Source organism: Alteromonas sp. I10, from assembly GCF_003201515.1.
Classification (GTDB): Bacteria; Pseudomonadota; Gammaproteobacteria; order Enterobacterales; family Alteromonadaceae; genus Alteromonas; species Alteromonas macleodii.
Genome location: NZ_QJJN01000001.1, coordinates 530,069 through 543,368, shown reverse-complemented (window position 1 = coordinate 543,368; position 13,300 = coordinate 530,069). Strand labels below are relative to the sequence as shown.

At 43.5% G+C, this 13,300-nt stretch carries 14 protein-coding genes; 7 read left to right on the top strand and 7 right to left on the bottom strand.

Annotated elements, in window-relative coordinates; genetic code table 11:
• The first annotated feature begins 89 nt into the window (after window positions 1–89).
• The 5 genes from nadK to tmpT all read left to right on the top strand — a co-directional run bounded on the left by nadK (window position 90) and on the right by tmpT (window position 5,062).
• Window positions 90–965, top strand: a complete 876-nt coding sequence (gene nadK, locus BZA03_RS02360; protein WP_014948959.1) for an NAD(+) kinase — start codon at window positions 90–92, stop codon at window positions 963–965.
• 259 nt (window positions 966–1,224) lie between these two features.
• Complete coding sequence (gene dps, locus BZA03_RS02355) at window positions 1,225–1,734, top strand: DNA starvation/stationary phase protection protein Dps (protein ID WP_110287868.1); 510 nt, start codon at window positions 1,225–1,227, stop codon at window positions 1,732–1,734.
• 402 nt (window positions 1,735–2,136) lie between these two features.
• Window positions 2,137–3,822: a DNA repair protein RecN gene (gene recN / locus BZA03_RS02350; RefSeq protein WP_110287867.1), complete on the top strand. Its 1,686-nt coding sequence runs from the start codon at window positions 2,137–2,139 to the stop codon at window positions 3,820–3,822.
• Between the two features lie 124 nt (window positions 3,823–3,946).
• Window positions 3,947–4,303, top strand: a complete 357-nt coding sequence (locus BZA03_RS02345; RefSeq protein ID WP_012517879.1) for an outer membrane protein assembly factor BamE — start codon at window positions 3,947–3,949, stop codon at window positions 4,301–4,303.
• A gap of 105 nt (window positions 4,304–4,408) precedes the next feature.
• Window positions 4,409–5,062, top strand: coding sequence for a thiopurine S-methyltransferase (tmpT, locus tag BZA03_RS02340; RefSeq protein WP_110287866.1), 654 nt, complete (start codon window positions 4,409–4,411; stop codon window positions 5,060–5,062).
• 133 nt (window positions 5,063–5,195) lie between these two features.
• Here the strand turns inward: tmpT and BZA03_RS02335 are convergent, their stop codons facing one another.
• Together BZA03_RS02335 and BZA03_RS02330 are read right to left on the bottom strand one after the other, a co-directional pair.
• Entirely contained in the window at window positions 5,196–6,482 is a 1,287-nt protein-coding gene (locus BZA03_RS02335; RefSeq protein ID WP_110287865.1) for a DUF445 domain-containing protein, read from the bottom strand.
• A 12-nt stretch (window positions 6,483–6,494) separates the two neighbouring features.
• The gene (locus BZA03_RS02330; protein WP_039216282.1) at window positions 6,495–6,989 is read right to left on the bottom strand and encodes an arsenate reductase family protein; all 495 of its coding nucleotides are present in this window, start codon (window positions 6,987–6,989) and stop codon (window positions 6,495–6,497) included.
• A 541-nt stretch (window positions 6,990–7,530) separates the two neighbouring features.
• On the opposite strand from BZA03_RS02330, the gene BZA03_RS02325 reads away from it, so the two are divergent.
• Together BZA03_RS02325 and BZA03_RS02320 are read left to right on the top strand one after the other, a co-directional pair.
• Complete coding sequence (locus BZA03_RS02325; RefSeq protein ID WP_110287864.1) at window positions 7,531–8,202, top strand: hypothetical protein; 672 nt, start codon at window positions 7,531–7,533, stop codon at window positions 8,200–8,202.
• A gap of 40 nt (window positions 8,203–8,242) precedes the next feature.
• Window positions 8,243–8,806, top strand: a complete 564-nt coding sequence (locus BZA03_RS02320; protein ID WP_110287863.1) for a sugar O-acetyltransferase — start codon at window positions 8,243–8,245, stop codon at window positions 8,804–8,806.
• Window positions 8,807–9,029: 223 nt separating this feature from the next.
• On the opposite strand, the gene dkgB is transcribed toward BZA03_RS02320, so the two are convergent.
• From dkgB to BZA03_RS02295, 5 genes are all read right to left on the bottom strand, one after another.
• The gene (gene dkgB / locus BZA03_RS02315; RefSeq protein WP_110287862.1) at window positions 9,030–9,833 is read right to left on the bottom strand and encodes a 2,5-didehydrogluconate reductase DkgB; all 804 of its coding nucleotides are present in this window, start codon (window positions 9,831–9,833) and stop codon (window positions 9,030–9,032) included.
• Window positions 9,834–10,061: 228 nt separating this feature from the next.
• The gene (rluB, locus tag BZA03_RS02310) at window positions 10,062–10,958 is read right to left on the bottom strand and encodes a 23S rRNA pseudouridine(2605) synthase RluB (RefSeq protein ID WP_014948949.1); all 897 of its coding nucleotides are present in this window, start codon (window positions 10,956–10,958) and stop codon (window positions 10,062–10,064) included.
• 40 nt (window positions 10,959–10,998) lie between these two features.
• Window positions 10,999–11,592 (bottom strand): SMC-Scp complex subunit ScpB, encoded by a 594-nt coding sequence (gene scpB / locus BZA03_RS02305; protein ID WP_014948948.1) that lies wholly within the window; start codon window positions 11,590–11,592, stop codon window positions 10,999–11,001.
• The gene (locus BZA03_RS02300) at window positions 11,579–12,442 is read right to left on the bottom strand and encodes a ScpA family protein (protein WP_110288077.1); all 864 of its coding nucleotides are present in this window, start codon (window positions 12,440–12,442) and stop codon (window positions 11,579–11,581) included. The genes scpB and BZA03_RS02300 overlap by 14 nt, the downstream gene beginning before the upstream one ends.
• Before the next feature lie 223 nt (window positions 12,443–12,665).
• On the bottom strand, window positions 12,666–13,286 hold the full coding sequence (locus BZA03_RS02295) for an L-threonylcarbamoyladenylate synthase (protein WP_110287861.1): 621 nt from the start codon (window positions 13,284–13,286) through the stop codon (window positions 12,666–12,668).
• Window positions 13,287–13,300: the final 14 nt, after the last annotated feature.

Genomic DNA, 13,300 nt, shown 5'->3' with positions numbered 1-13,300 from the left:
CCTTGCGCTGTGTGCCGTTTTACGCTTTTCTTTTGCAAAAAACCTGTGCTAATGTCCAACCATTGGAAATGAAAGGACATTAGCATTCCATGCCCTATCAAACCGTTGCTTTAATTGGAAAACCTCAGCACGCTGCAACCCACGACAGCCTGAACATTCTAGCCGAATATTTATTGGCAAAAGGCTGTAAATTATTGGTTGAGGAAAGTATTGCTGAAGAACTTGAAACCGAAAACTTCAAAAGCTGTAACCTTGTCACTATTGGCAAAGAGGCTGACCTTGCCGTTGTGGTAGGCGGTGACGGCAGCATGCTTGGTGCAGCACGTGTGCTCGCTCGCTTTGACATTCACGTTGTCGGTGTAAACCGCGGAAATCTCGGCTTTTTAACTGATATCCACCCCGATGATATTGTTCAACAACTTGACCTTATCTTTAACGGTGAATGCGTAGTAGAAGAGCGCTTCTTACTAGAAGTAGAAGTTTATCGACACGAAAAGCTTAAAAGTAACAACTCTGCTGTAAACGAAGTGGTGCTTCACCACGGAAAAGTTGCCCATATGATGGAATTTGAAATTTACATCGATGAGCAATTTGTATTCAGTCAGCGCAGCGACGGATTAATAGTAGCCACACCTACAGGTTCAACGGCTTACTCTTTATCAGCGGGCGGCCCTATTATTATGCCCAAGCTAGATGCACTTACGTTGGTACCCATGTTTCCTCACACACTGAGCAGCCGTCCAATCGTTGTTGATGCTGACAGTCAGGTATCGATGAAAGTATCAAAGGTTAATAGTGATTCGCTACAAGTGAGTTGCGATAGCCATATTGTTCTGCCGGTGCTACCTGGCGATGAAATTCGAATAAACAAAAGCGTAGACAAACTCCATCTTGTTCACCCTAAGGGCTACAGCTACTTCAATGTACTTCGTAAAAAGTTAGGTTGGGGTAGTAAGCTTTACTAACCTCCCTGCTCCATTTAGTTGATTCCATGTGCATTTATTACATAAGCCTGTAGCATTTTCTTGATTGCTACAGGCTTGAAAAATAAAGATTTTTTAATCTTCTCTAATTTCCTTAACGAAAACCAAGACTTATAGAAATATAAGTTTTCGGCATACCTGTTGCACCTATTACAACAAGTCGTCAGCACAAGGTCTTTGTTATTTGGCCTAAATGATGTTTCGCATCCCGCTGACTTATTTGCATTCAATAGGAGATATCATGAGTAACACCAATATCAAATTTACAGCCCCTGGAATGGATAACGATGCAGCTGCCAAAACAATCAAGGTATTGGATCAGCGATTGGTTGCACTATTAGATTTACAGTTAACGTTGAAGCACATTCATTGGAATGTAGTAGGACCAAATTTTATCGGTGTGCATGAAATGTTGGACCCGCAGGTAGATGCGGTACGCGAAATGACCGACACAATTGCAGAGCGAATTGCCACGTTAGGTGGCGTACCGAAAGGTACACCAAAAGCCATTGTTGAAGGTCGCAGCTGGAGCGATTATGAATTGGGTAAAGGTTTAGTACTTGACCACCTTAAGGCGCTGGATGCCGTATATGACGGTGTAAATGGTGACCATAGAAAAGCGTTAGAGCTTTTAGGTGAAATTGACCCAGTATCGGAAGATATGATTACCGGCCAACTTGCAGATTTAGAACAGTTCCAGTGGTTTGTGCGCGCGCACATTGAGTCTGGCAGCGGTGAACTTCAGCAATAATGTATAATTGCTGGTAAACCACATAGTCATTCGGATTACCTGCTATTTAATTGAAATTGAATTTTAAGGAGAGCTTACGCTCTCCTTTTTGCTATCAGGTTCTCTACTGCGTTGTGGAATTGTTTACCGCTTGCTTTTGAGTTATTCAGCTACTTAGCATTGAGCTAATTTACTACTGTATAACCACTGTAACGAACGCATCTAGCGCAGCCTATTATTAATGGGTTACTCATAACCACTCCTTTTTAAACGATCTATACAATATTGATTTCTTTAAACTTTTCACAATCCACTTTAATTTTTAAGTAAAATATTTACGACTTAACTTTACACAGAAAAAATACTGTATATATTATCAGTTACTGTATATATCATCATGTTCAACTTTTTTCGAGTGTGGTTATGTTAGCGCATCTTTCTATTTCAAATTTTGCTGTTGTAAAACAATTATCGGTTCAACTGGAAAACGGGTTGACTGCTATAACCGGCGAAACCGGTGCTGGTAAATCCATCGCCATTGATGCTTTAAGTTTGTGCTTAGGCGAGCGCGCCGACGCAAATGCGGTGCGAAAAGGTAGTGCAAAAGCGGAGATCATTGCTCACTTTTCTTTAAACGGCAATGTATTAGCTAAAGCCTTCCTCGATGAACATGAGCTCACCTCAGATGAAGATGAGAATAGCTGCTTTATTCGCAGAGTTATTTCAAAGGAAGGCCGTTCAAAAGCTTTTATCAACGGTATTCCCGCTTCACTTCAGCAGTTAAAAGGCTTAGGCCAGTTTTTGTTGGCCATTCACGGTCAAAATACTCACCTACAGTTGCTGAAAGAAGACCATCAAAGGGAATTAGTCGATGGTTACGCTAAGCACAACGACATATTAGTGCAAGTTAGAGAAACCTACTCTCTTTGGCGTGATAAGCAGCGCACGTTAAAGGCGCTTCAAGAACAAGCCCAGCAGCGCGAAGACAGAATTCAGCTGTTAACTTATCAGGTTCAAGAACTTGATGAATTCGCCATTGAAGAGGGTGAATTTGAAGAGTTAGAAATAGAGCACAAACGCCTGAGTAACGGGCAAAGCCTTTTAGAGCAAGCACAGACCAGCGTATACAATTTATATGAAAGCGATGAAGGCAACGCATTGTCAGTTATACAAAGCAGTATTGAACGTTTAGGCGAACTAGAGGCGCACGACGCTACTTTAACGCCAATCATTGCAATGCTTAATGATGCAGCAATTCAAGTAGAAGAAGCGGCAGGAGAGCTACGTAGCTACTGCGATCACTTAGAGATCGATCCACTTCGCTTACAGCAAGTTGAGGCGCGCTATGCGAAGGCGATGGAACTTGCCCGTAAACATACTGTGATGCCAGAAGGACTTTATCAGCATCACCAAGAGCTAGCCGCCGAATTCAATGCTTTATCGGAACAGGAAACACTGTTAGGTACGCTTGAAGGCGAAGTAGAAGAAGCACGAGCAACGTATTTAACCGCGACCAAAGCGCTTTCTGAGAGCAGGCAACGTGCTGCTGGTAAGCTAAGCGAAGATATTGAAGTGCAAATTCGCCAAATGAATATGCCCCACGCAAAAGTGGATATTCAGATTCAATACGACGAACTTAAGAAGCCGGTGAGCACAGGTCTAGATACCGTAGAATTTAAAGTGTCTACCAACCCTGGTCAAGATGCAGACAAATTAGAAAAAGTCGTATCAGGTGGTGAACTTTCTCGTATAGGACTGGCTATTCAGGTTATCGCGAGCGGCCATCACGCTAACCCTACTATGATTTTCGATGAAGTCGATACGGGCATTAGCGGCCCAACAGCATCAATCGTTGGCGGGCTTTTACGTAAATTAGGTAAACAATCGCAAGTAATGTGTGTTACCCATCTACCTCAAGTAGCGGCACAGGCACATAATCAATTGTTTGTTACCAAGCTTACCGACGGGGAAAGTACTGAAACCCAGATGTTGGCGTTGACGAAGCAAGACAGGATCGATGAGCTTGCAAGACTATTAGCCGGTGATAAAGTAACCAAATCGGCGCTAGCGAATGCAAAAGAACTGCTTAAAAGCGCAGCATCGAACTAAAATGCAGTTGATTGGTCATAGTTGTCAATGTAGCATGCCTTCGCGCTTGCAATAAAACAGTCTCGAAATTCGCTTTAGCGAAGTTCATTGACACTAACAAAGGCAATACTGGACAAATTAACGCATGAAGTTGCAACACCTATTAGTAATTCTTGGTATCACACTAACATCAACCGCTTGCTCGAACTGGATTTATCGAATCGACGTTCCTCAAGGAAACTTCCTTGATCAAAGAGATGTGGAAAAGCTGCGCGTTGGAATGACAAAAGAACAAGTTATTTATGTACTAGGTAACCCTGTTGTTCAAGACTCATTCGACGATGACACTTGGTACTACGTTTACGATATGAAGCGCGGTATGAAAAAGCGTGGTGAAGATTTTCAAAAGCAAATGGTGATTAACTTTGTAGACAACAAAGTGACAACGGTTGAAGGTGACTTCGAGTTATCTGAAGACTTCAATACACCGCTTGATAACTAATTTTGTTTAAAAGGTAGCGTTTCTCGCTACCTTTTTTGTTTCTAATACCCTTCATAAAAACGTCTGTTTTTTTAGAGATATATCGCTTACCTACTTGAGGTTTATATGGAACATAGTTTTTGGCACAGTAAATGGCAAAAGAATGAGATTGGATTTCACGAACCTGAAGGGAATGCACTTTTAGTAAAGTATGCGTCTTTTCTGTTTGGCGACGATAGTCCTAGCACATCTTTAAAGCGCATTTTTGTACCACTATGTGGAAAGACCCGAGATATTGGTTGGTTACTCTCCAAGGGTTGTGAAGTGGTTGGTGCTGAGCTAAGCGAAGTGGCTATTATACAGCTGTTTGAAGAGCTAGGTGTAGAGCCTACCGTTACCGCTACTTCCAACGGTAAAATTTACGCTAAAGACGGTTTAACCATTTACGTAGGTGATATCTTTAAACTTACATCAAGCGACTTAGGTGACGTTACGGGCATTTACGATAGAGCCGCTTTAGTCGCGCTGCCTAGCCCGCTTCGCGAGCAATATGCTGCGCATTTAATGGCCATTACTCAATGCGCCCCCCAGCTAATCATCTCTTTCGAGTATGACCAGAATGAAATGGCCGGCCCTCCCTTTAGCGTAAACGAAAAAACCGTTGACGCTCTTTATTCAGTGGACTACAACATTCAAAGGTTAGAGCGCTCGGTGCTTGAAGGCGGTTTGAAAGGCAAAGTAGACGCTGATAATTTGGTATTTGCACTAACGGCGAAGTAGACTTTTTTAAGATTTGTTGCCAATACAAAGTGTTGAAATGGTTGCTTTATAGTTTGCGTTTTAGCGCTGATTAACAGCGACACTTAAGCTATTCATACCCACACCAGCTAATGCGACTTGCTTAAATAAATGACTAGAGGCCAAGCAGGGCCTCTATGCCAAACAATATTGCACCTATCAACCCGCCTACGATCGTGCCGTTTATGCGAACTTTTTGAAGATCGCGGCCAATATTCAACTCTACCTGCTCAGCCATTTCACGTTCATCCCAACTATTGATGGTGTCGCGAATGTGACGGGTTAGAAATTCAGCCAACTCAGGCGCCATATATTTAGCCGCTTCTCCAATGTGCTTATTGAACGCTTTTGCTAGCTCACTGTCTTGCGTTAACGTGGTACCCAAATCGTTTAAAAGGCTCGACACCTTTGTTTCTGCTTTACCATTTTGCTGTTCAAGAGACGTTAAAAGCCATTGATGAAACTTGGCCCATGATTGCTGAACATACGCGTTTAACGCTGGGTCATTAATAATTTTTTCCCGATAGCTGTTTACCTTTTTCTCCATTAACGGGCTGTGCTGTAGTTCGTAGAGGAATTCGTGTACTTGCTCATCAAATGCATGGCGAATGGGGTGATGCTCATCTTCGTATACATCTTCCAAAATACTTGAAACCGCTTTAACAGCAATGAGTGCCCCCTGCTCGCTTAGCCAACTAGACGGCAATAGCTTTTCGATACGACTGTATTCAGTTTTTAGCCAGACTACTAACGTATCTGCTATGTAGATTTGGGTTTCTGGCTCTGCAAGCAGTGAGGCCAATTTCCCTAACACCCTATCAAGCACTACCTGATGCTGGCGCTCTTTCGTAACGGCGCTTAACGAGGTTGCCATCAATTGCCTAAGATCAAGTTGGTTAATGCCCTTCTGTGCGGTTTTAGCGATAAACGCTTTCACAGGTTTGTCATCGAGCACACGCAGAACGCCTGCAAAAGCATCGCATAGAAAGCGACTCAGACGGGTAGCGTTTCTATCCTGTGACAACCACCTTCCCGCGCCCTTTGCAGGGTCGCTGTCCCGAATTAGCTTCTCTATTGCTTCAGGATGAAAGAACTTTTCTTTAACGAACAATGACAAGTTATTAGCAATAACAGACTTGTTACTAGCCACGATATTGGTGTGCGGAATGGGGTACTTCGCTGGAATTGGCTTAAATAATGCCGTCACTGCAAACCAGTCAGCTAGACCACCGATGAGCGCCGCCTCACTGGCCATCTTAATAAGCCCCAACCACCTTACTCCTTGCAAGTTTGGATAAAACTTGGGAAGTAAAACCGTTAAAACAAATACACTTGCGGCAAAAATCAAACAAGCCAATGCAAGCCTTTTAGCCTTATTCAATTGCGTGTACTTGTCCTGCATAAACTACTCCGTTTAAATTACTCGTTTACCATCTTGGTCTATAAGTGGTGTGCCGTCTTCTTTAGCAAAAGGGCCTTGTGGCCATACAGGCAAAATATCCAGTACAGCTTCACTTGGCCGGCATAATTTCACTGTTTCTTTCGCGTTATTCGAATAGGAATTACCTTCAACTCTCCCAAGAGGTAAAGAAACTGCTTTTTCGTGTTCACCTTCGGGAATGCAAACAATAGGCCTATTCACTAAAACGGGATGTTCCAGCATCAATTCAAAGATGATTTCGTTACTCACTGTTTCATCAAGTAACCCTAATTCAGCAGCAGGCGACTTTGTTGTGCGAAGCGCTTGTCGAGGGTTAAGGTTAGCTGCATTCAACAAATAAGTTAGTTGTTCACGTTCCCACCCAACACGTAAATACTCAATAACCTGCACCTCATACCCAGCGGCCTTGATCACCGCCAGTACATTCCTAGACGTGCCGCACTCTGGGTTGTGATAGATCTTTATCATCGCCACCTAACCTCACTAAAAAGTAAAAACCACATATACCAACATACTATTAAAATTCGAGGACAGACACTCGCAAAGGCTAAAACCTTGCCTGTACTCGTTGGACACACACTCAAATAGCTACCTGTACTTCTTGGACACACACTCAAATAGCTACCTGTACTTCTTGGACACACACTCAAAAAAGTAGCTTGTAACCAAAAAGATGTATTCACATTGAGTGTCTGTCCATTTCTTTAAATAATTTCTTCAAGCGAGTGTCTGTCCCCTTCTGAAATCCCTTCTGAGCCTAGAGCCATGTGGTACAAAATGGTCAAATTCGCCATCCGGTGGCAGATGAAACTATAAAATTAGTTATTACACCATTGAGGCAATCTCCCCCCTTTGGCATATTAAACTAACCTTTTGATTTAAAATACTTTTTAAGAGTGGCATGATACGTGAAACGTATTTTATAAATACACAACAAAATTTGTGTTTGATATTAATACCGTTAAAGCGTGTTATTAAGTATTTATAAAATAATCAAGGATATAAGAATATGAAAAAGTCTATTATTGCTAGTGCAGCTATGTTGCTTTCAGCCTCTTTGCTTACTGGCTGCGTTATCCATGTTGGCGACGCTAGCGCATTAGAAGGCAGCGATTTCAGTTCTATTCTAGGCAATATTGACATAGCTGAAGGGAAACACGCTGGTGATATTTCTTCTGTTAATGGCAATGTGGAAATTAGCGATCATGGTGGCGCGGATGAAGTCAGCATCGTTAACGGAAATCTTGAAATGGGTAGCCATGTGTCTGTCCGAAATATCGACATTGTAAATGGCGATGTAAGTGCAGCTTCACACCTCAATGTGCTTAAGGGTGTAGAGACCGTGAATGGAAATGTTACGCTTCCTACGCAAAGTGCAATTGGCGGTAGCGTTGAAACAGTGAATGGAGACATAACAGCCGTTGATACAACCATTGAAAAACACATCAAAACACTCAACGGCGATATTACTTTGTCTGGCTCTTCTCACGTTTTAGGCGATATCGTATATAAGGAAAGTGAAAGCTCTTGGGGTAAGAAATCAGACAACAAACCTACCCTATCGATTAGTGCATCGGTTACTGTAGACGGCAACATTGTTTTGCACCGTCCTGTTAACTTAGATATTGAAAGCGACGAACTTAAGCAAAAAGTCATTGTAAGCTACAGTGGTGCGCAGTAACTTATCAGCTTAATCATTTAAGCTAACATTCTGGAAATGCATGACTGAACAAGAAAAGATGCTTGCTGGCGATTTATACTTTCCGTCAGACAAAACATTATCGGCATTGCGCAAGCAATGTCGTATGCAATTAGACGAGCTCAACACAACTTGTCAAAGTGCCCACAAAAAGCGTACAAGACTACTAAAAGAGCTGTTTGGTAGTACTGGAAAAAGGCTTTACATTGAGTCTTCATTCAAATGTGATTACGGCGAAAATATTCACGTAGGCGAAAATTTTTTTGCTAACTTCAATTGTGTGATTTTAGATGCAGCGAAGGTCACGATAGGTGATAACTGCATGATTGCGCCTCAAGTCGGTTTGTACACCGCTACGCACCCATTAGATCCTGTACAAAGGGCAACCGGCATCGAGTTCGCCAAGCCCATTACTATTGGCGATAATTGCTGGATTGGTGGTATGGCGGTCATAAACCCTGGTGTAACGTTGGGAGACAATGTGGTCGTGGCCTCTGGCGCAGTGGTAACTAAGTCTTTTGGGGACAATGTGGTCATTGGTGGTAACCCTGCCAAAGTCATCAAAGAAATAGAGCAAGCCGAATAGAGCATGTGATGTTTTCGGTATCACATGCCTTAAAAAACACCTTTACACGAGTCCATACCAAGTCACATCTATCGATTTAATCTGAACCGGTAATTCAAAGACTCTTCAAGGGCCGCCATTAGTACCTCAAAGGCGGCCCCTGATTTTAGCCCAGTACACAGAGTTAGGTAAAATTAAACGCTATCCCGTTAGTAGTCTAAAGACAAACGCGCTCTATAAATCGTTAATCCCAGTCTGGAGCAAAATCTGGGTTTACAATTCGGTCACCGTTATCAAGATCATCAATAAGCGCGAGCTCTGAATCAGTTAAATGTACACCACCGTAAGCTAAATTCTCCGCCAAGTGTACTTTACTGGTTGATGAAGGGATTGCGTAAATGTGACGCTTCTCCATCCACGCCAGAACAACTTGAGCTGGTGTCGCATCGTGGTTTTGCGCTATTCGCAATAACGTTTCGTCCTTCATTACTTTTCCTACCGCAAATGGCATATATGCAGTCGCTTTTATGCCTTTTTCCTTACACGCTTCAACAACTTTCTTATTTTGCATGAAAGGATGGATTTCAATTTGGTTGGTGTAAATCTCGCCTTTACCAAGAACCTTTTCGGCCTTATCTAACAAATCAATAGTGAAATTAGACACCCCAATATGACGAGTAAGCCCTTGCTCTTTCGCCTTCGCAAGATTACCTAAGTAACTTTCGAGTGAAATATCATTGCCAGGATATGGCCAATGGATAAGAAGCAAATCAACATATTCTAGCTTCAGCTTTTCTAAGCTTTCGTGAACACTTGGAATAAAATGATCATCGCCCAATGACTCGTGCCACACCTTGGTGGTGACAAACAGTTCGCTTCTATCAAGGCCGCTGGTTTTTATGGCATCACCAACTTGTGCTTCGTTGTCATAAAATTGTGCGGTATCAATGTGTCTGAAACCAACCTCTAGCGCTTTACTGACTGACTCACGGGCCTCGTCACCTTTCAACCGAAACGTTCCCATTCCTAACTGAGGCATATCTTTCATTACTCTCTCCTTTTCCGTTTTGGTCTTACCCTACTTGACGTAGCAGCTTCACACTTTGCTACGCCATCGCTTAGAAAGAAGATCGTAATCATCGTGACTGAAATCAGAATTAAATGGGGGACAAACCTAGTGATTAAGTTGAAGAATGCACGTCACTGAAATAAAAAAGCCGCTAGCGAACGCTTGCGGCTTTGAGTAATCACTTACACGTGAAGAATAAATTAAGTATTACTTACGTTTGGCGGGACGTCCAGCTCGTTTATTTAAGCCTTGTTGCTTACGCACTTTATGCTTTTTAACCGAGCGACGCATGCGACTTAAACGCGCGTGGTCAAGTTTACCCTGGCGTACATTAACCATAGTTTGCGTTTCATCCGGCAATTGAACATGGCTACGAAGCGCGTTTACGTCTTCTAATCCCAGTTCTACCCACGCACCTTGCGGTAGACGCTTCTGCAGTTCAATTGGACCATATTTAACGCGGATCAAGCGGCTAACTTGCACGCCTTGCGACTCCCAAAGACGACGCACTTCGCGGTTACGCCCTTCTTTCAACGTTACGTTGTACCAACGGTTCATGCTTTCATCTTCAGCATGCTGCGGCGTAGGCGCACCTGAAATTGTCAGGAACTTTGCTTCGCCGTCTTCCAGCTCTACACCTTTTTGAAGGGTATGTAGTGTTTTGCCTGTTACCTCACCGAATACACGTACTGCGTACTCGCGTTCTACTTCACATTTTGGGTGCATTAGGCGGTTGGCTAGTTCACCATCGTTAGTGAATAACAGCAGGCCACTGGTGTTCATGTCTAGACGACCAACGGTGATCCAGCGCCCTAGTCGAATAGCGGGTAGACGGTCAAATACCGTATCGCGACCTTCAGGGTCGTGACGGCTACACAATTCACCTTCGGGTTTGTTGTACATCAACACTCGGCAAATTGGCTGTTCTGTTTGACGAGATAGCAAATGACCATCAACACGGATTTGTGCGGTGTGATCGACTCTATCTCCTAATGTTGCTTTGGTGCCATCGACCGATACTCGGCCTTCTTCAATCCAACGTTCCATTTCTCGTCGCGAGCCTAGCCCTTGGTTAGCCAGTACTTTTTGCAACTTTTCAGTCATGGGTTTTCACTCTTTAATTGCTTGTTTACGGTCGCACGGTCTATTCGGACGGTGCCTCATTTAACACCTTAAGCGGCGAGTCTGATGCAACGCTTTCAGCCATGTTTTCGAAAGCATCAGCATTGGGCAAATCGCTCAACGACGTCATCGAAAAATAGTCTAAGAAGCCTTTGGTAGTTGCATAAAGCGCTGGTCGCCCAGGCACTTCTTTGTGGCCCACTACCTTTACCCAGTCTCGTTCTGTGAGTGTCTTTATAATATTACTGCTTACCGCCACGCCCCTTACCTGCTCTATTTCTCCACGGGTTATAGGTTGACGATAGGCAATGAGTGCCAAGGTTTCGAGCATTGCTCTAGAATACTTTGGCGCATTTTCCTGCCACAATTTGCTTAACCACGGGCTTAACGCATCTAACGATTGAAAGCGATAGCCACTTGCTACTTCCACCAGCTGAATGCCTCTTGGCTGATAGTCTAACTTTAGCTCGTTAATCACCTTACTCAAGGTTCTATCAGCGACGGTAAACTCATTGAGTACCGTTTCTTTTAAATGCTGCTTTGAAATAGGTTTATCAGCAACAAATATTGCTGCCTCTACCAATTGTTTAAGCTGCGCCGTGTTAATTTTCTTCATGGGCACCTAATTTTACATGAATTTTTGCATAAGGACCTGCCTGAATGCATAAAATTAGCTGTTCTTTTACTAATTCTAAAATTGCTAAGAAGCAAACCACTACCCCAGCTTTACCTTCTTCAACCGTAAATAGGCGTTCAAGTGGCGTATATTCTGTTGTTGTGAGTAACGACAAGATGAGCGACATGCGCTCTCGCGTGCTCAGTGCTTCCCGTGCAATGGTATGGTGTTCAAACGCTTCAGCGCGCTTCATGGCCGCACTGAACGCCAATACAATTTCAGCTAAAGACACATCGGGCTCAATGCGAATTGGCGCCACATTCTCACTTAGTTCAACGTGAGTGGTGAAAATATCCCGTTCAAGTCTAGGCTGAATATCTAAATCTTCTGCCGCTTGCTTTACTAGCTCGTATTCTTTTAATCGGCGAATAAGCTCTGCTCGAGGGTCTTCTTCTTCGTCGGAATCGTCACTGCGTTTAGGTAGTAGAAGCCTGGACTTAATTTCTGCCAATATGGCTGCCATCAGCAAGTACTCTGCTGCCAGCTCTAATTTTAGCGACATCATGGCATCTACATACTCCATATACTGCTTGGTAACATCAGCGATGGGCAGTGTGGTGATATCAAACTTTTGTTTTCTAATCAGATAAAGTAGTAAGTCGAGCGGCCCTTCGAAGGTTTCTAATATGACCTCTAGGGCATCGGGGGGAATGAAGAGATCTTCAGGCTTTTCAATTAGCGCTTCGCCATTAATAAACGCAAGTGGCAACGGCTGCTGAACAGGTGTCGAAAGCCCCTTCTCAACAGAGGCGCCATTATCGTTATTATTGTCTTCAACAAGCTCTGACACAGTTCCACAACCGTTTTCACGCGCTAACAAAGCGGCGATTATTGATATTATTATTTACGCGTTCACGCGAGAACTTGCAGCGCTTCGCTGTACATCGAAGCGCTACAGGCCCTCGCAACATAGTTTACGGTTTCCTACTGTAACTTTCACTCACAATAAGCAAAAGAAGCTAGTTAAAATAGGCTATTTACAACAACCTGTTCAAAAAACAGGAAAACGAAAGTTACTCAAAGGGAGACGGATCGCCCGTGCCATGTCGCACAATTACTGGTGTGTCTTCCGACAAATCAACCACGGTAGTGGGCTGCTCACCAATGTAACCACCGTGAATAATAAGCCCTACTTGCTTTTCTAAGTTGTCGCGAATGACATCCGGGTCTGATTCAGCCATGGTATTGCCTGGCAAAATCAAAGACGTAGACATCAATGGCTCGCCCAGCTCCTCCAATAATGCAAGTGCAATGGCGTTATCGGGCACGCGAATTCCAATGGTTTTACGTTTAGGGTTTTGCAAACGCTTTGGTACTTCGCGGGTCGCTTTCAACACGAAGGTGTAATGCCCTGGCGTGTTGTTCTTAATTTGTCTGAACGCCGTGTTGTCTACCTTTGCGTAAATTGATAGCTCAGACATGTCTCGGCACATTAAGGTAAAGTTGTGATCTTTATCGATTTGACGAATACGACACAACTGCTCAAGCGCCTTTTTGTCTTCCATTTGGCAACCTATGGCGTAGCCTGAGTCTGTCGGATACACCACCACTGCTCCCTCTCGAATTAACTCACAAGCCTGACTAATTAGGCGCTTTTGCGGGTTGTCGGGGTGCACATAGAAAAATTGACTCATAATTACTTCCTTTT